Genomic DNA, 18,468 nt, shown 5'->3' with positions numbered 1-18,468 from the left:
ATGGAAATGCCATGTTGGCGACACGCAGGCCCTCAAAAATGACTCCAAGCACAAGGAGCAGACGATGAAAGAACCGCCGATCCCCACCCTGGACCTGGCCCCAGTCATGCCGATGGGCGTGTGGTTGCGCCCGCCGGCCCCGGTGTTCACACCGCCCCAGGCGCCGGTCCAGGCGCGGCCCGCGGTGGCGCAGGCGGAGCGCACCGAAGCCCTCGACGTGAGCTGGGCCCGGCACCACGACGAGGTGCGCGAGGCCCAGCGTCTGCGCCACGACGTGTTCGCCGGCGAAATGGGCGCACGCCTGCCCCAGACCGTGCCCGGTCACGACGTTGACCTGTTCGACGACTACTGCGAACACCTGCTGGTGCGCGACGCGGCCACGCGCCAGGTCATCGGCACCTACCGCGTGCTGACCCCGGCCCAGGCCAAGCGCGTCGGCGGTTTTTACAGCGACACCGAATTCGACCTGACCCGCCTGCGCGGCATCCGCGCCCAGATGGTGGAGCTGGGCCGCAGCTGCGTGCACCCCGACCACCGCCACGGCGGCGTCATCCTGGCCCTGTGGGGGGCGCTGGCCGAATTCATGGCGCGCAACCGGCTCGACACCATGATCGGCTGCGCCAGCATCCCCATGCAACACGAAGGACCGCACGGCCTGGTCGGCGGCGGCCATGCCGCCGCCAGCATCTGGCGCCAGGTGCGGGAGCGCCACCTCGCCTCCATCGAGTACCACGTGCGCCCGCGCCTGCCGCTGCCGGTGGACGAACTCGACGGCGGCTTGTCGGTCGAGCCGCCCGCTCTCATCAAAGGCTACCTGCGCCTGGGCGCCAAGGTGCTCGGTGCCCCGGCCTGGGACCCCGACTTCAACGCCGCCGACCTGCCCATGATGATGCGCCTGGCCGACATGCCCGCGCGTTACCGCAAACACTTCCTGGGTGCGTGATGCGCAGTTCCTGGGCACCCGAGGACGCGGGTTTGGGGCCCTTGGCTGCCGCCCTCCAGGCGCAGCCTCCCCAGGCGCCCGACGCGCCAGACGACGACCCCGATGACGACGACGGCCCCGTCGGGCGCCGCCCGCACCTGCGCACGGTCTTCATCTCCGACGTGCACCTGGGCACCCCGGGTTGCCAGGCCAAGGCCTTGTTGTCCTTCCTCAAGGCCCACCCCAGCGATCGGCTCTACCTCATCGGCGACATCATCGACGGCTGGCAGCTGCGCCGGCGCTGGTACTGGCCGCAAAGCCACAACGACGTGGTCCAGAAAATCCTGCGCCGCGCGCGCAAGGGCTGCAAGGTGGTCTTCGTGCCCGGTAACCACGACGAATTTGCACGCCACTTCATCGGACACAAATTCGGCGGAGTGGACGTGGTGGAGGACGCCATCCACACCACCGCCGACGGGCGCCAGCTCTGGGTGGTGCACGGCGACCACTTCGACGGCGTCATCCAGTACGCCAAGTGGTTGGCCTACCTGGGCGACAACCTGTACGAACTGACGCTGCGCCTGAACACCCACCTCAACTCCCTGCGCGCACGCCTGGGATTGCCGTACTGGTCGCTGTCGCAGTACCTCAAGCACCGGGTCAAGAGTGCGCTGAACTACGTGCTCCAGTTCGAAGGTGCGGTGGCCGCCGAGGCGCGCAAGCGCGGCTTGGACGGTGTGATCTGCGGCCACATCCACCGCGCCGAGATGCGCGACATCGGCGGGACCCTGTACTGCAACGACGGCGACTGGGTGGAAAGCCTGACCGCCATCGTCGAGCAGCACGACGGGCGCCTGGAGATCGTGCACTGGCCTGCGGGCCACGCCCAGGCGGGTCCGGTGGCGCAGCCCCGTGCTGCGGCAGTGGCGTGAGCAAGGCGGCGCACAGGCTTCACCAGAATGTCACATATTTGTCATTCGAATGCTCAATAATGGCCGGTTGCAGCGACAACGAAAGTCATTCTTCCCGGCCATGAGTGTGAACAGCGCGCCCAAATCCCCCTTCCTGGACCGAGACCAGAGCATTCTGGCCTTCAACGAGCGGGTGCTCGACTGGGCCCGCCGGCCCGAGGTGCCCCTGCTTGAGCGCCTGCGTTACCTGGCCATCGTCTCGTCCAACCTCGACGAGTTTTTCGAGGTGCGCTTCGCCCCCCACCTGGCGGCCTTCCAGACGAACGAGCAGCGCGGCCCCATCACCGCCCAAACCTTCCGCGAGGTGTCGGAGCAGGTGCAGCAACTGGTGGCCCAGCAGTACGCCATCTACAACGACGACGTGATGCCGGCGCTGGACAAGCGCGGCATCAAGGTGATCGCCCACGGCGAGCGCAACACCCCGCAACGCCGTTGGGTGAAAGACTATTTCCTGCAGGAGGTGCAGCCGCTGCTGCTGCCGATCGGGCTGGACCCGTCGCACCCCTTCCCGCAGGTGGCGAACAAATCGCTCAACTTCATCGTGCGCCTGTCCGGGCGCGACGCCTTCGGCCGCGAGAACGAGATCGCCATCGTCAAGGTGCCGCGTGCCTTGCCGCGTTACGTGCGCATCCCCGGCGCGCGGGGCAGCAAGCAGGCCAATTTCGCCTCCATCTCCAGCATCATCCGCTCGCACCTGAGCGACCTGTTCCCGGGCCGCACCGTCACCGAGTTCTCGCAGTTCCGCGTCACCCGGCATTCCGACCTGGCGGTGGACGAGGAAGAGGTGAAAAACCTGCGCACCGCCCTGCGCCTGGGGTTGCAGCAGCGCCACTACGGCCAGGCCTTGCGGCTGGAGGTTTCGGCGGGCTGCTCCGAATTCCTGTCCGACTTCCTGCTGCAGCAGTTCGCCCTGCCACCCAACTCCCTGTTCCGCGTGCCGGGGCCGGTGAACCTGGTGCGCCTGAACCAGTTGATCGACCTGCTCGACGCACCGAACCTGCGTTTCGACCGCTACCAGCCCGGCTGGCCGGTCCAGCTCACCCCAGGTCAGTCCTTCTTCGAGCGGCTCAAGCAGGGCGATGTGCTGATCCACCAGCCTTACGAGAGTTTCGACGCCGTGCTGGCTTTCCTGCGCGAAGCGGTGGAAGACCCGAACGTGCTGGCCATCAAGCAGACCATCTACCGCACCGGGGCCAAGGGTGAAATGGCCGACCTGCTGCGCGAGGCGGTGCGCCGTGGCAAGGAAGTGACCGCGGTGGTCGAGCTCAAGGCCCGTTTCGACGAAGAGGCCAACATCAACCACGCCGAGCGGCTGGAGTCGGTCGGGGCGCAGGTGGTGTACGGCATCGTCGGCCTCAAGACCCACGCCAAGATGTTGCTGGTCACCCGGCGTGAAGACGGGCAGATCCGCCGCTACGCCCACGTCTCCACCGGCAACTACAACCCGGGCACCGCCAGGCTCTACACCGACCTGAGCTACCTCACCGCCGACGAAGGCCTGACCAGCGACCTGGAGCAGGTCTTCCTGCACCTGGCCAGCCAGAACCGCCTGCCCAAGCTGAACCAGGCCATGATCGCGCCCTTCCACCTGCACAAGGGCATGCTCGACCGCATCGACGCCACGGTGGCCGCCGCCAAGCAGGGCCAGGAGGCGCGCATCATCCTCAAGATGAACTCGCTCACCGACGAGCCTTTGGCCCGGGCCCTGGCGCACGCGTCGCAGCAGGGGGTGCAGATCGACATCATCGTGCGCGGCGCCTGCATTTTGCCGGCGGGCGTGCCGGGCTACACCGACAACGTGCAGGTGCGCTCCGTCATCGGGCGTCTGCTGGAGCACTCGCGCGTGTTCTGCTTCCGCATGGGCACGCACGAGGAGTTGTGGCTGTCCAGCGCCGACTGGATGAACCGCAACATGCTGCGCCGCATCGAGCTGGCCTGGCCGGTGACCGATCCGGCCCTGCGCCACCGCGTCATGGAGGAGTGCATACACCAGTACCTGCAGGACAACCGCGACGCCTGGCTGCTGCAGCCCGACGGCCGTTACGCCAAGGTGGCGGTGTCCGGGGGCAAGGGCAAGCCGGCCCTGCACTCGGCCCAGTCCGCCCTGATGGCCCGCTACGGAGGCAAGGCATGAGCATGGACCTGATCCTCTGGCGCCACGCCGAGGCCGAAGACCTGGAGGAAACCGAAGACGGTGGCGGCGCCGACCTGTCGCGGCGCCTGACCCACAAGGGCGAACGCCAGGCCGCGCGCATGGCCAGCTGGCTCGACCGGCAACTGCCCGACGGCGTGCGCGTCTTCTCCAGCCCGGCGGTGCGCACCGAGCAGACCGTGATCGCTCTGGGTCGCAAGTACCGCCTGCGCGACGAGTTGCGGCCCGACGGCTCGGTGGACGGTCTGTTGAGCGTGGCCCAGTGGCCCGAGGCCCGGCAGGCAGCGCTGATCGTCGGTCACCAGCCGACGCTGGGCCAGACCGTGGCTCACCTGCTGGGCTTGCAGGAGGCCGAATGTTCCATCCGCAAGGGCGCGGTCTGGTGGCTGCGCCAGCGCGAGAAGAACGGGCGCTTGCAGACCGTGGTGCTCACCGTCCAGACGCCGGAATTGCTGTGAAGGTTTGCGCTCGGATGCGCGAGCGCTCCTGGCAACTCAGGGTTTCGCGGTGGGGTCTGGGTTCATCTGATCGAACAGGTCCAGTCCGTCGGCCCCGGGGCCGAATCCTTCGCGCAGCAGCCGCGTTTCCACATTGGCCGTGATCGCCAGCGTGGAGGCCAGGCCCAGTTCGCTCAAGTCTTCGGCAATCAGGTCGCAACGCAGGACCAGCAGCCCGCGCAACTCTTCCCACTCGCGCGACAGGCGCTGCTCGGCGGCTGTCACCCCGCTGGTGCCACGCGGTGTCAGATGCGGGTCCTGGCGTTTCAGTATCCGTTCAAACGCCAGAGGGCTGTCCAGTTGAACACCCAGCAGCAGCGCCAGCCGAGCGATGCGCTGGTTCAACTCTTCCAGCCGCCCCTCGGCCCGGTGCATGGCTTCGCTCAACGCCGGAGAGGGCGCGGGCGGTGGCATGGTTGCGGCTGTCAGCGCAAGTCGACCAGCAGCCGCCAGTTGGATTTCTGCCAGGCCAGCACCTCTTCACCCAGCAACCAGGCCGATTGCGGGTACTGGCGCGACCAGCCCGGCACCGCGGTCAGCTTGAACTGGCGCGATTTGTAGCTCAGGCGCAGCGCGCCGATGTCCGGGTCTTTGCGGGCGTGGCACAGCAACACCGCCAGCCGCAGGCACAGCAGCTGTTTGGCAAACAGTTCGTCGTCCAGCTCGGCCTCCAGCTTGCGCAGCTTGCCACGCTGACCCAGCACCAGCTGGCTCATCCGGTGCAACTCGGGCAGGGCAAAACCGGGCGCATCCACGTGGTCCAGGATGTAGGCGCCGTGGCGATGCGCATCGCTGTGGGAAATGTGGGTGCCGATTTCGTGCAGCCGGGCCGCCCAGTCGAGTTTCTGCGAATAGCGACCGTTGAGTGGGTCCACCGTCGCTACCTGGGCGAACAATTGGGTCGCCACACTCGCCACCCGCTGGCCCTGGGCCTTGTCGGTGGTGAAGCGCTCGCCCAGCCAACGCACGGTGCGTTCGCGCACGTCGGTCTGGTCGTTTTCTCGGTCGATCAGGTCGTACAGGGCACCCTGGCGCAAGGCCCCCTCGGCGCGGTGCACCGTGTCCAGTTCGAACAGCTCGAACAGGGCCAGCAACACGCTGACCCCACCGCCCAGCACCGGGCGGCGGTCCTCCTTCAGGCCGTCCAGGCGCAATTCGTCGACGTGACCGGCGCGCACCATGCGCTCGATCAGCCAGTCCAGGCCCGCGCGCGTGATCACCCCGGCCGGGAAACCGTGGGTCTGCAACACTTCCATCACCGCGCCCACCGTGCCCGAGGAGCCGTAGGCCGTCGTCCATTCGGCGGCGGGGAAGGTGTCCAGCGCTTCGTCCAGCACCGCCTTGGCCGCGATGGTGGCCGTCTGCAACAGGGCCGTGGTGAACTGGCCGTGCGGAAAGTAGCGGCTCGACCAGGCCACGCTGCCCAGCCGGTAGGACTCCATCCGCTGCGGGGTGTAGCCCTGGCCCAGGATCAATTCGGTCGAACGGCCCCCGATGTCGAACACCAGGCGGCGCTCGTCCGATTGCGGCAGCAGGTGCGACACGCCCTGGTAAATCAGGCGTGCCTCCTCGTGGCCCGACACCACGTCGATCCCGAAGCCCAACAAGGCCTGCGCCTTGCGCAGAAAGTCGTCGCGGTTGCGCGCTTCGCGCAAGGTTTGCGTCGCCACCGCCCGCACCTGGGTCTTCTTGAAGCCCTGCAGCCGTTCGCCAAAGCGGGCCAGGCATTCCCAGCCGCGCTCCATGGCCACCAGGCTCAGGTTTTTGTGTTCGTCCAGGCCGCTGCCCTGGCGCACCACTTCCTTCAGGTATTCCACCCGCTCGATATGGCCCGAATCGTAGCGCCCGATTTCGAGGCGAAAGCTGTTGGACCCGAGGTCCACTGCCGCCAGTAAGGTTCCGTTTTGCATGCCGTTCAATCTCTTGAAGGGCGCCCAGCATACCACCGAACACCGTGTAAACCCGAGGTCGTGCCGGGGCGGTGGGTCTGCTGCCGGAGGCCGTGGGCGGCGGGTTCATGTGAATGTGACGAGGCTGTCACAAGCTTGTCACAAAAACTTCCTAAAGTCGCGACATCCCTTCACCAACCCTTGAGGATCTCCATGAAGCGTACCTTTCTGAAAACCATCGCTGCTGCCGCAGTGTCCGCAGCAACCGTCGGTTTCAGTGGTGTGGCCATGGCCGCCGACATCACCGGCGCGGGCGCCACTTTCCCCTTCCCGATCTACGCGAAGTGGGCCGAAGCGTACAAGAAAGAAACCGGCAATGGCCTGAACTACCAGTCCATCGGTTCCTCCGGCGGCATCCGCCAGATCCGCGCCAAGACCGTGGCCTTCGGCGCCTCCGACGCCCCGGTGCCCGGCGCCGACCTGGACAAGGACGGCATGGTCCAGTTCCCCGCCATCATCGGCGGCACCGTGCCGGTCTTCAACGTCGAAGGTTTTGGCAAGGGCGAACTGCGCGTGACCGGCCCGGTGCTGGCCGAGATGTTCATGGGCAAGATCGCCAAGTGGAACGACCCCAAGCTGGCTGCGCTGAACCCGGGCAAAACCCTGCCCGACCAGGCCATCACCATCGTCCACCGCGCCGATGGCTCCGGCACCACCTTCAACTGGACCGACTACCTCAGCTCGGTCAGCAAGGAATGGGCCGACTCCGTGGGCAAGGGCGCTGCCGTCAAGTGGCCGGCCCCGACCTCGGTGGGTGGCAAGGGCAACGAAGGCGTGGCCGCCAACGTCACCCGCGTCAAGGGCTCGCTGGGCTACGTGGAATACGCCTACGCCAAGAAGAACAACATCCCGGTGCTGTCGCTGCAGAACAAGAACGGCAAGTACGTCATGCCCGACGACACCACCTTTGCCGCCGCGGCCGCCAACGCCGACTGGTCCAAGGCCCCGGGCATGGGCATTTCCCTGGTGAGCCAGCCCGGCGATGCCGCTTACCCGGTGGTGACCGCTTCCTTCATCCTGATGTACAAGGAGCCGAGCAACAAGGCCGAAAGCGTTGAAGTGCTGAAGTTCTTCGACTGGGCGTTCAAGAACGGCAAGCAGCTCGCCACCGATTTGGATTATGTGCCGCTGCCCGATAAACTGACTGGCGAAATTCGCAGCAAGGTCTGGTCGCAAATCAACACCAAGTGATGGCTTGAAACCGAACGTCCCGTCGGTGTGAACCGCCCACCGACGGGCGTTCGTGTGCCAAGGGCCCGGTCCTTGTCGGAGTCAGTATGAACCTGGATATCACCATGAGCGCACCGCCCGCGCCGGCGCAGACCGGTAGCCCCCGCATGCTCCAGATCGCCAAACGCCAGCGACTGGAAGACGCCTTGTTCCACCGCGTCACGCAAACCTTTTCGCTGCTGGTGTTGCTGGCCCTGCTGGGCATCATCGTTTCGCTCCTCGTCAACGCCTGGCCCACGTTCCAGAAGTTCGGCCTGCGTTTCGTCTGGTACGTCGAGTGGGACATCATCAACGAAGAATTCGGGGCCGCGATCGCCATCGTCGGCACCCTCATCAGCGCCGGCATCGCCCTGCTGCTCGCCGTGCCGCTGGCCTTTGGAGTCGCGCTGTTCCTGACCGAAACCTGCCCCGCCTGGCTGCGCCGCCCGCTGGGCACGGCGGTGGAATTGCTGGCCGCGGTGCCCTCCATCATCTACGGCATGTTCGGCCTGTTCGTGTTCGCCCCGCTGTTTGCCGACTACATCCAGGTGCCGCTGCAGGACATGCTGGGCGGCATGCCCCTGGTCGGCTGGCTGTTCGGTGGCGCGCCCACGGGCCTGGGCATCCTGGCCGCGGGCATCATCCTGGCCTTCATGGTGCTGCCCTTCATCGCCGCAGTGATGCGTGACGTGTTCGAAATCGTGCCCGCCATCCTGCGCGAATCGGCCTACGGCATTGGGTGCACCACCTGGGAAGTGGTGCGCCGCATCGTGTTGCCTTACACGCAAAAAGGCGTGATCGGCGGCGTGATGCTGGGCCTGGGCCGTGCCTTGGGCGAAACCATGGCCGTGACCTTCGTCATCGGCAACGCCAACCGGCTGCCCGCCTCGCTGTTTTCGCCGGGCACCTCCATCGCCTCCACCCTGGCCAACGAATTCGCCGAAGCGGCGGACTTCCACCTGTCCACCCTGTTCGCGCTCGGCTTCCTGCTGTTCGTCATCACCTTCGTGGTCCTGGCCCTGGCCAAGGTCATGATCCTGCGTGCCGAAAAGGCCAAGGGGCTCTGACATGCAATTCAACGCTTCCCTCTACCGCAAGCGCCGCGCGGCCAACGCCATCGGCCTGACCCTGTCCATGGCCTCCATGGGCCTGGGCCTGGCCGTGCTGCTGTGGATCCTGTATGTGCTGTTCTCCAACGGCATTTCGGCCCTCGACCTCACCCTGTTCACCCAGGACACCCCGGCCCCCGGCACCGAAGGCGGCGGTCTGCGCAACGCCATCGTCGGCAGCCTGATGATGCTGGGCCTGACCGTGCTGGTGTCCACCCCCATCGGCATCCTGGCCGGCGTCTACCTGGCCGAATACGGCGACACCAGCAAGACCGCCGAACTGACCCGCTTCGTCACCGACATCATGCTGTCGGCCCCGTCCATCGTGCTGGGCCTGTTCGTGTACGCCATCGCGGTGGCCACGGTGGGCAACTTCTCGGGCTACGCCGGCAGCCTGGCGCTGTCGCTCATCGCCATTCCGGTGGTGGTGCGCACCACCGAGAACATGCTGCGCCTGGTGCCCGGCAGCCTGCGCGAAGCCGCCTTCGCCCTGGGCGCCCCGCGCTGGAAGGTGGCCACCCTGGTGACGCTGCGCGCCGCCAAGAGCGGGGTGATGACCGGCCTGCTGCTGGCCGTGGCCCGCATTTCCGGCGAAACCGCGCCGCTGCTGTTCACCGCGCTGAACAACCAGTTCTTCAGCACCGACATGGGCAAGCCCATGGCCAACCTGCCCGTGGTGATTTTCCAGTTTGCCATGAGCCCCTACGACAACTGGATCCGGCTGGCCTGGGGCGGTGCGCTGCTCATCACCCTGGCCGTGCTGCTGCTCAACGTACTGGCCCGCGTGGCCTTCCGCGAAAAGGTCCAGCGCTGAACCGCGCCCCCTTGCAACGCCTATAGGAATCCTCGACATGACCGATACCGCCATCGAGACCAAGAACGCGCTGGAAGTGCGCAACCTGAACTTCTATTACGGCAAGTTCCAGGGCTTGAAGAACATCAACATGGACATCGCCGAGAAGAAGGTCACCGCCTTCATCGGCCCGTCGGGTTGCGGCAAGTCCACGCTGCTGCGCACCCTCAACCGCATGTACAGCCTGTACCCCGGCCAGCGCGCCGAGGGTGAAATCAACTTCTACGGCCAGAACATCCTGGACCCCAAGCAGGACCTGAACCTGCTGCGCGCCCGCATCGGCATGGTGTTCCAGAAGCCCACGCCGTTCCCCATGTCCATCTACGACAACATCGCCTTCGGCGTGAAGTTGTACGAAAACCTGAGCAAGAGCGAGATGGAAGACCGGGTGGAATGGGCGCTGACCAAGGCCGCTCTGTGGACCGAGGTGAAGGACAAGCTGCACCAGAGCGGCCTGAGCTTGTCGGGCGGGCAGCAGCAGCGCCTGTGCATCGCGCGCAGCGTGGCGGTCAAGCCCTCCATCCTGCTGCTGGACGAGCCGACCTCGGCCTTGGACCCGATCTCCACCGGCAAGGTCGAGGAGCTGGTGCACGAGCTGAAAAACGACTACACCATCGCCATCGTCACCCACAACATGCAGCAGGCCGCGCGCTGCAGCGATTTCACCGCCTACATGTACCTGGGCGAGCTGATCGAATTCGGTGTCACCGAGCAGATCTTCTTCAAGCCCAAGCGCACCGAAACCGAAGACTACATCACCGGAAGGTTTGGTTGATCATGACGGACAAACACCTCTCCAGCCAGTTCGACGCCGAACTGAGCAACATCTCCACCCGCGTGCTCGAAATGGGCGGTCTGGTCGAGTCGCAGCTGCGCCAGGCCATTTACGCCTTGCACCACCTGAGCGTGGAAACCGCCGATCAGGTGCTGGCCCTGGAGCAGAAGGTCAACCGCCTGGAGGTGGAGATCGACCACGACATCACCTCCACCATGAGCCGGCGCCAGCCGACCGCGCGCGACCTGCGCCTGCTGGTCGGCGTGTCGCGCGTCATCGTCAACCTGGAGCGTGCCGGTGACGAGGCCTCGCGCATCGCCCGCATGACCAAGTCCTTCATCGAAGCCGGTGCCCCGCGCAACCTGCCGGTGATCGACCTGGCCGACGGTGCCCAGCTCGCCGCCGACCTGATGCACAAGACCCTGGACGCCTTCGCACGTCTGGACGCGCAGGCCGCGCTCAGCATCATCGACGAGGACGACCGCATCGACGCCGCCTACGAAGGCTACCTGCGCAAGCTCATCACCTACATGATGGAAGACCCCCGCACCATCTCCACCAGCCTGAACCTGCTGTTCCTGGCCAAGGCGATCGAACGGGTGGGCGACCACGCCAAGAACATCGCCGAGGCCAGCATCTACGTGGCCAAGGGCACCGACGTGCGCCACACCACGGCGGCCCAACGGGAGTCGGCCGTCCAATGAGAAAGCTGCCCCGCGTGCTCGTGGTGGAGGACGAGCCGGCGATCGCCGAGCTGATCGCCGTCAACCTGCGCCACAACGGTTTTGCGCCGACCGTGGTGTTCGACGGTGCCGCCGCCCAGCGCGAGGTGGACGCGGTGCTGCCCGACGTCATCCTGCTGGACTGGATGCTGCCTGGCGAAAGCGGCGTGCAGCTGGCCAAGCGTTGGCGCCAGCACGAACGCATCAAGACCGTGCCCATCATCATGCTGACGGCGCGCACCGAAGAGTCCGACAAGGTCCAGGGCCTGGACGCCGGTGCCGACGACTACGTCACCAAGCCGTTTTCGACGCAGGAGTTGCTGGCGCGCATCCGCGCAGTGCTGCGCCGCCGTGCGCCGGAAATCGTCAATGACACGGTGCAGGTCGGCGAGCTGAGCCTGGATGCGGCCACCTACCGCGTGCTGCACGCCGGGCGCGAGCTCAAGGTCGGTCCGACCGAGTTCAAGCTGCTGCATTACCTGATGAAGCACCCCGAGCGTGTCCACACCCGCGGGGCCTTGCTCGACCGCATCTGGGGCGACCACGTCTTCATCGAAGAACGCACCGTCGATGTGCATGTGAAGCGCCTGCGCGAATCGCTGGGCACCGCGGGCGCTATGATCGAAACCGTGCGTGGTGCGGGTTACCGCCTGACCGCGCAAACCCTCGCCGCCAAACCCAAGACCGACCCGACCCCCGCATGATCCGCCGCCCCCTGGAGTTGTTTGCCTGCAGTTTGACAGGGGGTGTGCTGGCACTGGTCTACGGTGACGCGGCGTGGGAAGGGGTGGCGGGCACCCTGGCCGGTTCGGCCCTGTGGATCACGCTCGACAACGTGCGTGCGGCCCGGGTGCTTAACTGGCTGCGCCATGGCCATGCGGTCAATCCGCCACGGGTGTCCACCGTCTGGGCCGAGGTGGTGGAGCGCAGCCGCAAGGGCTTCAAGGCCCTCAACCGCAAGGCCCGCAAGAGCGAGGCCCGCTTGCAGGAATTCCTCGCTGCCATCCAGGCCTCGCCCAACGGGGTCGTGCTGCTCGACAAAACCTCGGCCATCGAGTGGTGCAACTTCACCTCGGCGCAGCACCTGGGCTTTGACTCCAAGCGCGATGTGCGCCAGCAAATCCGCAACCTGATCCGCGACCCGGCCTTCATCGCCTACCTGAACGCGGGCGACTTCAGCAAACCCGTCGAAATTGACGGACGCGACGCCTATCCGGGCCATCCGCAGCGCATTTCCATCCAGATCCACGTTTATGGCAAAGGCCGGCGCCTGCTGCTCACCCGCGATGTCACCGCCGTGGAACAGGCCGAGGCCATGCGCCGCGATTTTGTGGCCAACGTCTCGCACGAAATCCGCACACCGTTGACCGTCGTCAGCGGTTTCATCGAGACCCTGCAGCACCTCGACGTGTCCGACGAAGAGCGCCGCCGTTACCTGGCCCTCATGGGCCAGCAGGCCCAGCGCATGCAGACCTTGGTGAGCGACCTGCTCACCCTGTCCCGACTGGAGGGCAGCCCCATTCCCGGTTCGTCCGAATGGGTGTCGTCGCAGGACCTGCTCAGTCAGGTGGTGGACGAGGCCCGTGCCCTGTCCGACGTGCTGGCCCAGGGCAGCCACGACCTGGTGGCCGAGCCCAGCCCGCTGTTCCAGATCGCCGGGGCGCGTTCGGAACTGGTCAGCGCCATGTCCAACCTCCTGAGCAACGCGGTGCGCTACACCCCGGCGCACGGGCAGATCCGGGCCGGCTGGGCGCTGCTGGCCGATGGCAGTGTCGAGTTCCACGTCCAGGACACCGGGCCCGGCATCGAGGCCGAGCACCTGCCACGCCTGACCGAGCGCTTCTACCGCGTCGACCGCAGCCGCTCGCGCGAAACCGGTGGCACGGGCCTGGGGCTGGCCATCGTCAAGCACGTGGCCCAGCGCCACGGCGGGCACATGCTGGTTGACAGCGTGGTGGGGCAGGGCTCGCGGTTCCGCATCGTGCTGCCGCCCAGCCGGGTGCTGAGCGACTGAGCGGCTCGCCTCTGTCGCCGCCCTTTCAGGGCCGGCGTTCGAACACCATCAGGTGGGCGCGGTCGCCGCGCAGCCGTGGCAGGCGCGTCATCAGCGACCAGCCCTCCAGTGCCCCGGGCGGCAGGGTGTGGTAGGCGGCCGGGTTCACCACCCAGCGTTGGCAGGCCGGTTGGTCGGTGGCCCGGCGCCAGCGCCGCACCTCCAGTGCACCGTGGTGTTGCAGTCCGCTGATTTGGGCGTGGTTCAAGCCGTACACCAGCACGCAGCTGCCCGGTGGCGTCACCTCGGCGATGCGGCGCGATATCGGGGCCTGCCCCATGCCGAAGTTGAGGAGCGGCAGCCACAGCGTCATCAGCAGCAGCCAGCACAAGGTGCCGCCCGAAGCCGACAGCACCAGGCTTTTCCACAAGGCCGGGCGGTGGCGGCCGATGCGCCAGGCCAGCACGCCCAGCCAGGCCACCGTGGCGAACAAGGCCGGCAGGAACAGGCCCCAGGAGAACACCGGTTCGAACCCCGGCACCAGCTTGCTGACGTTCGCGGCCGGTTTGGCCGGGGTGCCGGTCATCATCGCCACGTACACCGTCCAGACGATCAGCGCCCCGCCGCTGAAGAACAACAGGGCGAACCAATCGATCAGGGCGGTGACGGTGCGCGTCAGGGTGGGCAGGGCCAGCGCCGCCAGGCAGGCGAGGGCGGGCAGGGCTGGGAGCAGGGCGCGGTCCTCGTTCTGGCCGCCCAGCCAGGCGATGCCCGCCAGGCCCGCCAACACCCACCACAGCGGCAGCCACAGGTGGGCGTTGTGCCAACGGCCGCGCCAGCGCCACAGCGTCCAGAGCGCCAGCAGCCCGGCCGGCCAGGTGAACCACACCATCAGGCGGCCGGCGCTGCGCCAGGCAGGGTAGTCCAGCCAGCCCAGCCAGGCCGTGGTGTTCAGGTCCGGGGTCCAGCCCAGGCGCACGGCCGTGGCCGTGGCCAGCAGCGAACCCAGGCCGCTGGCGGCCCAGGACCACAGCCGTGTGCGGTCTTCCGTTTCCAGGGCGCCGCTGCGTGCGGCACCCAGCAAGCCCCCCAGGCCCAGGGTCAGCGCCAGGCCGGGCGCACCGCTGGTGGCCAGGCCGAAGGCGCCCAGCCACCACGCCGCCACGCCCAGCGCCGGGTGCTGTCCGGGTGGGCTCACCAGGCGAGCGGCGGCGTACAGCAGCAGGGCGCTGAAGCACAGTTGGGCGGCGCTCGGCGTGGTTTCGTGCGAGAGCAGGGCCAGGCCCAGGCTGGCCACCAGGGCCAGCAGGGCGGCGTCGGCCATGGCCCGGGCGTAGTCCAGCGGCTGGGCCTCGCCGCCGAAGGCAAAGCTCACCGGTTGTGCGCCCGGCAGCCGGGCCAGGTGGAACATCGCGTACCAGGTGCAGACCAGGGTCAGTCCCAGCATCAGCCCGAAAGGCAGGCGCGCGGCCAGGTCGGCAGGCAGCCAGGGCAGGACCTGGATGAAGCCGGCCCCCAGCCAGTAGGGCAGCCAGCCGGGCAGTTCGGCCGCCTGCCCCAGCACCTGGGGGTGCAGCCAATGCCCCGGCTGGCGGGCCAGGTCCAGCATGGCGCCGAACGAGGCAAGGTCGGCGTGCCGCCAGGGTTGCCGCCCCAGCAGCCCCGGCAGCACATAGGCCAGTCCCAGCAGCAGCAGCACCCAGCGGGGCAGCCGACGGGCGGCCAGTTGGGTGACGATGGCGGGGGTGGTGGACATGTGGGGTGAACTATAGCGGCAACAACAAAAAAGCAGCCTTGCGGCTGCTTTTTCGCGGGGCATCGGCCAATTACTTGGCGGTGCGGGCAAAGCGGTTGCGGAACTTCTCCACGCGGCCGCCCATGTTGTCCACCGACTTTTGGGTGCCGGTGTAGAAGGGGTGCGATTCGCTGGAGGTGTCCAGCTTGAACAGCGGCAGTTCACGGCCGTCGTCCAGCTTGATGGTTTCTTTGGTGTTCGCGCAAGAACGGGTCACGAACTGGAAGCCGTTGGACAGGTCCACGAAGCACACTTCGCGGTAGTTGGGGTGAATGCCTTCTTTCATCGCTGTTTCCTTTTGGGGCTAAGGGTCGTTGGCCCCGGCAACCGCGGCAGCCGCCACCGGCCCATCCGGTGCACTTTCCGCAAAGCCTTGGATTATATGGGTTTTTGGCCCTGGCGATCAACCGCCGCGGCGCATCAGGTCGAAGAACTCGGAGTTGTTCTTGGTCTGCTTCATGCTCTTCAAGACCATTTCCATGGCCTCGATTTCGTCCATGTTGTACATGAACTGGCGCAGGATGCGGGTTTTCTGCAGGATTTCCGGCTGCAGCAGCAGTTCCTCGCGGCGGGTGCCGCTGCGGTTGAGTTGGATGGCCGGGAACACGCGCTTTTCGTACAGGCGGCGGTCCAGGTGCAGTTCGCTGTTGCCGGTGCCCTTGAATTCTTCAAAGATCACCTCGTCCATGCGGCTGCCGGTGTCGATCAGCGCGGTGGCGATGATGGTGAGCGAGCCGCCTTCTTCCACGTTGCGCGCGGCGCCGAAGAAGCGCTTGGGGCGTTGCAACGCGTTGGCGTCCACGCCGCCGGTCAGCACCTTGCCGGAGGAGGGCAGCACGTTGTTGTAGGCGCGTGCCAGGCGGGTGATCGAGTCGAGCAGGATCACCACGTCTTTTTTCAGTTCCACCAGGCGCTTGGCGCGTTCGATCACCATCTCGGCCACGTGCACGTGGCGGGCGGCGGGTTCGTCAAAGGTGGACGCGATCACGTCGCCTTTGACGGTGCGCTGCATCTCGGTCACTTCTTCTGGGCGTTCGTCCACCAGCAGCACCATCATTTCCACCTCGGGGTGGTTGGCCGTGATGGCGTGGGCAATCGACTGCATCATCACCGTCTTGCCGCTCTTGGGCGGGGCCACAATCAGCGCGCGCTGGCCTTTGCCAATGGGCGCAATGATGTCGATCACGCGGCCGGTGATGTTCTCTTCGCCCTTGATGTCGCGTTCCAGCCGCATGTGCTGCTTGGGGAACAGCGGCGTCAGGTTCTCGAACATGATCTTGTGCTTGTTCTGCTCGGGCGGCAGGCCGTTGATCTTGTCGAGCTTGTTCAGAGCAAAGTAACGCTCGCCGTCTTTCGGGATGCGCACTTCGCCTTCGATCATGTCGCCAGTGTGCAGGTTGAAGCGGCGGATCTGGCTGGGCGAGATGTAGATGTCGTCGGTGCTGGCGGTGAAGCTGGTGTCCATCGCCCGCAGGAAACCAAAGCCATCTGGCAGGACTTCGAGCACGCCGTCGGCGTTGACCTGTTCCCCCGCCTTGGCCCGCTTCTTGATGATGGCAAACATCAACTCCTGCTTGCGCATGCGCCCGGTGTTTTCGATTTCCAGGGCTTCGGCTTGCTTGAGCACTTCAGACACGTGCAGTGCCTTGAGTTCGTTCAGGTGCATGGGATCACTCCTGCTAGGAGTCCAGACGGTGTGTGGGGGAAAGGTGCGGATCGCGGCTGCTTTGGCGCGAACGCTGGTGTTCTGTCGGGCCTAAGGGCGGCCCTGCTACTTGCCATTATGACAGGAAAACCGCCCAGGCCTTGCACCCGGGCGGTGGGGTTCGATCAGGCCAGTTGCTGGTCGATGAAGGCGGTCAGCTGGGCTTTGCTCAGGGCGCCCACTTTGGTGGCGGCCAGTTCACCGTTCTTGAACAACATCAGCGTGGGGATGCCGCGGATGCCGTACTGCGCCGGCACGTTGCGGTTTTCGTCCACGTTCATCTTGGCGACCTGCAGTTTGCCGTTGTAGCTGGTGGCCACTTCGTCCAGGATCGGGGCGATCATGCGGCAGGGGCCACACCATTCGGCCCAGAAGTCGACCAACACCGGCGCAGCGGCTTTCACCACATCGGTTTCAAAGGTTGCGTCGGTCACGTGTTTGATCAGCTCGTTGGCCATGAATGCGCCTCAAATCTTGTCGCTTCAGATGGAAATAAGGTGACGAGCCTTGATCCCGGCACTGGATTCACAGTTAGGGCTGCTTGGTTCCCCACCTGACCCGGTTGGCCGCTTCACCATGCGGGAAGGCCCGTCACGTTCGATTGTATGCGACAGATAGAATCCCCGCATGTCCTACGTCGTCCTGGCCCGCAAATACCGCCCCAAGAACTTCGCTGAGATGGTGGGGCAGGAGCACGTGGTCCAGGCCCTGGGCAATGCCCTGACCACGCAGCGCCTGCACCACGCCTACCTGTTCACCGGCACGCGCGGGGTGGGCAAGACCACGGTGTCGCGCATCCTGGCCAAGTCGCTCAACTGCACCGGGTCGGACGGGCAGGGCGGCATCACCGCCACGCCGTGCGGCGTCTGCGACGCCTGCCGCGACATCGACAGCGGCCGTTTCGTCGATTACACCGAGCTCGACGCTGCTTCCAACCGCGGGGTGGACGAGGTGCAAAGCCTGCTGGAGCAGGCCGTCTACAAACCGGTGCAGGGGCGCTTCAAGGTCTTCATGATCGACGAGGTACACATGCTCACCAACACCGCCTTCAATGCCATGTTGAAGACGTTGGAGGAGCCGCCCGAGTACCTCAAGTTCGTGCTGGCCACGACCGATCCGCAGAAAGTGCCGGTCACGGTGCTGAGCCGCTGCCTGCAGTTCAACCTGCGCCCGATGGCGCCCGACACGGTGCAGGAGCACCTGGGCCGTGTGCTGGCCGCCGAACAAGTGCCGGCCGAGGCCGCGGCTTTGCGCCTGCTGGCCCGTTCGGCGCGCGGCTCCATGCGCGACGCCCTGAGCCTGACCGACCAGGCCATTGCCTTCGGCGGCGGCCAGTTGCAGGAGGCCGCAGTGCGCCAGATGCTGGGGGCGGTGGACCGCAGCCACGTCTGGACCCTGTTGGAGGCCCTGGCCGCGGGCGACGGTGCCGCGGTGGTGCACACCGTCGACACCCTGCGCATCCACGGTTTTGGCGCGGCTTCCACGCTGGAAGACATGGTGGGCGTGCTGCAGCGCATGGCCGTGGCGCAGATGGTGCCGGCCACCGCCGCCAGCGACGACCCGGACGAGGTGCGTGTGCAGCAGCTGGCCGCGACCCTGCCAGCCGACGACACCCAATTGCTCTACAGCCTGTGCCTGCACGGCCGGGGCGAGTTGGGGCTGGCACCCGACGAATACGCGGCCCTGACCATGGTGCTGTTGCGCTTGCTGGCGTTTCGGCCCGCGGCGGAAAAAAAAACTCTGAAATCCGCGGCTCTGGCCCCGCGTGAGGCCGCCGCCGCGGTGACACTGCCGACCGCACCCGCACCCGCACCCG

The 18,468-nt window shown here is 66.4% G+C and carries 18 protein-coding genes and 1 other RNA gene; 12 read left to right on the top strand and 7 right to left on the bottom strand.

Going from position 1 to position 18,468, the window contains the following annotated elements; translation table 11 throughout:
- Positions 1–64: 64 nt before the first annotated feature.
- The 4 genes from CON77_RS09905 to CON77_RS09890 all read left to right on the top strand — a co-directional run bounded on the left by CON77_RS09905 (position 65) and on the right by CON77_RS09890 (position 4,503).
- Positions 65–943 carry a GNAT family N-acetyltransferase gene (locus CON77_RS09905; protein WP_101048989.1) on the top strand — a complete coding sequence of 293 codons (879 nt, stop codon included), beginning with the start codon at positions 65–67 and terminating at the stop codon, positions 941–943.
- A complete protein-coding gene (locus tag CON77_RS09900) occupies positions 943–1,854 on the top strand; it encodes a UDP-2,3-diacylglucosamine diphosphatase (protein ID WP_101048988.1) in 912 nt (303 codons plus the stop codon). The genes CON77_RS09905 and CON77_RS09900 overlap by 1 nt, the downstream gene beginning before the upstream one ends.
- A gap of 100 nt (positions 1,855–1,954) precedes the next feature.
- The gene (gene ppk1 / locus CON77_RS09895) at positions 1,955–4,027 is read left to right on the top strand and encodes a polyphosphate kinase 1 (protein ID WP_198552334.1); all 2,073 of its coding nucleotides are present in this window, start codon (positions 1,955–1,957) and stop codon (positions 4,025–4,027) included.
- Positions 4,028–4,029: 2 nt separating this feature from the next.
- Positions 4,030–4,503 carry a SixA phosphatase family protein gene (locus CON77_RS09890; protein WP_101048986.1) on the top strand — a complete coding sequence of 158 codons (474 nt, stop codon included), beginning with the start codon at positions 4,030–4,032 and terminating at the stop codon, positions 4,501–4,503.
- Between the two features lie 36 nt (positions 4,504–4,539).
- Here the strand turns inward: CON77_RS09890 and CON77_RS09885 are convergent, their stop codons facing one another.
- Complete coding sequence (locus tag CON77_RS09885; protein WP_157826907.1) at positions 4,540–4,956, bottom strand: hypothetical protein; 417 nt, start codon at positions 4,954–4,956, stop codon at positions 4,540–4,542.
- An 11-nt stretch (positions 4,957–4,967) separates the two neighbouring features.
- Complete coding sequence (locus CON77_RS09880; protein ID WP_101048984.1) at positions 4,968–6,452, bottom strand: Ppx/GppA phosphatase family protein; 1,485 nt, start codon at positions 6,450–6,452, stop codon at positions 4,968–4,970.
- A 192-nt stretch (positions 6,453–6,644) separates the two neighbouring features.
- Between CON77_RS09880 and pstS the strand changes: the two genes are divergently transcribed.
- The 7 genes from pstS (at position 6,645) to phoR (ending at position 13,173) form a co-directional block, all read left to right on the top strand.
- Entirely contained in the window at positions 6,645–7,682 is a 1,038-nt protein-coding gene (pstS, locus tag CON77_RS09875; protein ID WP_101048983.1) for a phosphate ABC transporter substrate-binding protein PstS, read from the top strand.
- Positions 7,683–7,768: 86 nt separating this feature from the next.
- The gene (gene pstC, locus CON77_RS09870; protein ID WP_101048982.1) at positions 7,769–8,767 is read left to right on the top strand and encodes a phosphate ABC transporter permease subunit PstC; all 999 of its coding nucleotides are present in this window, start codon (positions 7,769–7,771) and stop codon (positions 8,765–8,767) included.
- A 1-nt stretch (position 8,768) separates the two neighbouring features.
- Positions 8,769–9,623 (top strand): phosphate ABC transporter permease PstA, encoded by an 855-nt coding sequence (gene pstA / locus CON77_RS09865; RefSeq protein WP_101048981.1) that lies wholly within the window; start codon positions 8,769–8,771, stop codon positions 9,621–9,623.
- A 37-nt stretch (positions 9,624–9,660) separates the two neighbouring features.
- On the top strand, positions 9,661–10,437 hold the full coding sequence (gene pstB / locus CON77_RS09860) for a phosphate ABC transporter ATP-binding protein PstB (RefSeq protein WP_101048980.1): 777 nt from the start codon (positions 9,661–9,663) through the stop codon (positions 10,435–10,437).
- A gap of 2 nt (positions 10,438–10,439) precedes the next feature.
- Positions 10,440–11,141: a phosphate signaling complex protein PhoU gene (gene phoU / locus CON77_RS09855; RefSeq protein ID WP_101048979.1), complete on the top strand. Its 702-nt coding sequence runs from the start codon at positions 10,440–10,442 to the stop codon at positions 11,139–11,141.
- Complete coding sequence (gene phoB, locus CON77_RS09850; protein WP_101048978.1) at positions 11,138–11,863, top strand: phosphate regulon transcriptional regulator PhoB; 726 nt, start codon at positions 11,138–11,140, stop codon at positions 11,861–11,863. Before phoU ends, phoB begins: the two co-directional genes overlap by 4 nt.
- Positions 11,860–13,173 carry a phosphate regulon sensor histidine kinase PhoR gene (phoR, locus tag CON77_RS09845; protein ID WP_101048977.1) on the top strand — a complete coding sequence of 438 codons (1,314 nt, stop codon included), beginning with the start codon at positions 11,860–11,862 and terminating at the stop codon, positions 13,171–13,173. Before phoB ends, phoR begins: the two co-directional genes overlap by 4 nt.
- Before the next feature lie 25 nt (positions 13,174–13,198).
- Here phoR and CON77_RS09840 read toward each other — a convergent pair whose 3' ends face one another.
- From CON77_RS09840 to ffs, 5 genes are all read right to left on the bottom strand, one after another.
- On the bottom strand, positions 13,199–14,908 hold the full coding sequence (locus tag CON77_RS09840; RefSeq protein WP_101048976.1) for a hypothetical protein: 1,710 nt from the start codon (positions 14,906–14,908) through the stop codon (positions 13,199–13,201).
- 70 nt (positions 14,909–14,978) lie between these two features.
- Positions 14,979–15,233 (bottom strand): type B 50S ribosomal protein L31, encoded by a 255-nt coding sequence (locus tag CON77_RS09835; protein WP_101048975.1) that lies wholly within the window; start codon positions 15,231–15,233, stop codon positions 14,979–14,981.
- Between the two features lie 117 nt (positions 15,234–15,350).
- The gene (gene rho, locus CON77_RS09830; RefSeq protein ID WP_101048974.1) at positions 15,351–16,613 is read right to left on the bottom strand and encodes a transcription termination factor Rho; all 1,263 of its coding nucleotides are present in this window, start codon (positions 16,611–16,613) and stop codon (positions 15,351–15,353) included.
- Positions 16,614–16,777: 164 nt separating this feature from the next.
- Positions 16,778–17,110, bottom strand: a complete 333-nt coding sequence (gene trxA, locus CON77_RS09825) for a thioredoxin TrxA (RefSeq protein ID WP_101048973.1) — start codon at positions 17,108–17,110, stop codon at positions 16,778–16,780.
- Positions 17,111–17,148: 38 nt separating this feature from the next.
- Positions 17,149–17,245: signal recognition particle sRNA small type (ffs, locus tag CON77_RS09820), an RNA gene on the bottom strand.
- A 34-nt stretch (positions 17,246–17,279) separates the two neighbouring features.
- On the opposite strand from ffs, the gene dnaX reads away from it, so the two are divergent.
- Positions 17,280–18,468 (top strand): DNA polymerase III subunit gamma/tau (dnaX, locus tag CON77_RS09815; protein WP_101048972.1); only part of this gene is annotated, 1,189 nt, incomplete at its 3' end.

This window comes from Macromonas nakdongensis (assembly GCF_002837145.1).
GTDB lineage: Bacteria > Pseudomonadota > Gammaproteobacteria > Burkholderiales > Burkholderiaceae_C > Macromonas_B > Macromonas_B nakdongensis.
Note: the sequence above shows the minus strand (reverse complement) of the source record. Positions and strands in the feature narration are given on the sequence as shown.

Coding starts and splice junctions, on each gene's coding strand:
- pstS (WP_101048983.1), top strand. CDS start 6,645: ATGAAGCGTACCTTTCTGAAAACCATCGCTGCTGCCGCAGTGTCCGCA.
- CON77_RS09900 (WP_101048988.1), top strand. CDS start 943: ATGCGCAGTTCCTGGGCACCCGAGGACGCGGGTTTGGGGCCCTTGGCT.
- CON77_RS09880 (WP_101048984.1), bottom strand. CDS start 6,452: ATGCAAAACGGAACCTTACTGGCGGCAGTGGACCTCGGGTCCAACAGC.
- trxA (WP_101048973.1), bottom strand. CDS start 17,110: ATGGCCAACGAGCTGATCAAACACGTGACCGACGCAACCTTTGAAACC.
- phoR (WP_101048977.1), top strand. CDS start 11,860: ATGATCCGCCGCCCCCTGGAGTTGTTTGCCTGCAGTTTGACAGGGGGT.
- rho (WP_101048974.1), bottom strand. CDS start 16,613: ATGCACCTGAACGAACTCAAGGCACTGCACGTGTCTGAAGTGCTCAAG.
- CON77_RS09890 (WP_101048986.1), top strand. CDS start 4,030: ATGGACCTGATCCTCTGGCGCCACGCCGAGGCCGAAGACCTGGAGGAA.
- pstA (WP_101048981.1), top strand. CDS start 8,769: ATGCAATTCAACGCTTCCCTCTACCGCAAGCGCCGCGCGGCCAACGCC.
- CON77_RS09835 (WP_101048975.1), bottom strand. CDS start 15,233: ATGAAAGAAGGCATTCACCCCAACTACCGCGAAGTGTGCTTCGTGGAC.
- pstB (WP_101048980.1), top strand. CDS start 9,661: ATGACCGATACCGCCATCGAGACCAAGAACGCGCTGGAAGTGCGCAAC.
- phoB (WP_101048978.1), top strand. CDS start 11,138: ATGAGAAAGCTGCCCCGCGTGCTCGTGGTGGAGGACGAGCCGGCGATC.
- CON77_RS09840 (WP_101048976.1), bottom strand. CDS start 14,908: ATGTCCACCACCCCCGCCATCGTCACCCAACTGGCCGCCCGTCGGCTG.
- CON77_RS09905 (WP_101048989.1), top strand. CDS start 65: ATGAAAGAACCGCCGATCCCCACCCTGGACCTGGCCCCAGTCATGCCG.
- ppk1 (WP_198552334.1), top strand. CDS start 1,955: ATGAGTGTGAACAGCGCGCCCAAATCCCCCTTCCTGGACCGAGACCAG.
- pstC (WP_101048982.1), top strand. CDS start 7,769: ATGAACCTGGATATCACCATGAGCGCACCGCCCGCGCCGGCGCAGACC.
- phoU (WP_101048979.1), top strand. CDS start 10,440: ATGACGGACAAACACCTCTCCAGCCAGTTCGACGCCGAACTGAGCAAC.
- CON77_RS09885 (WP_157826907.1), bottom strand. CDS start 4,956: ATGCCACCGCCCGCGCCCTCTCCGGCGTTGAGCGAAGCCATGCACCGG.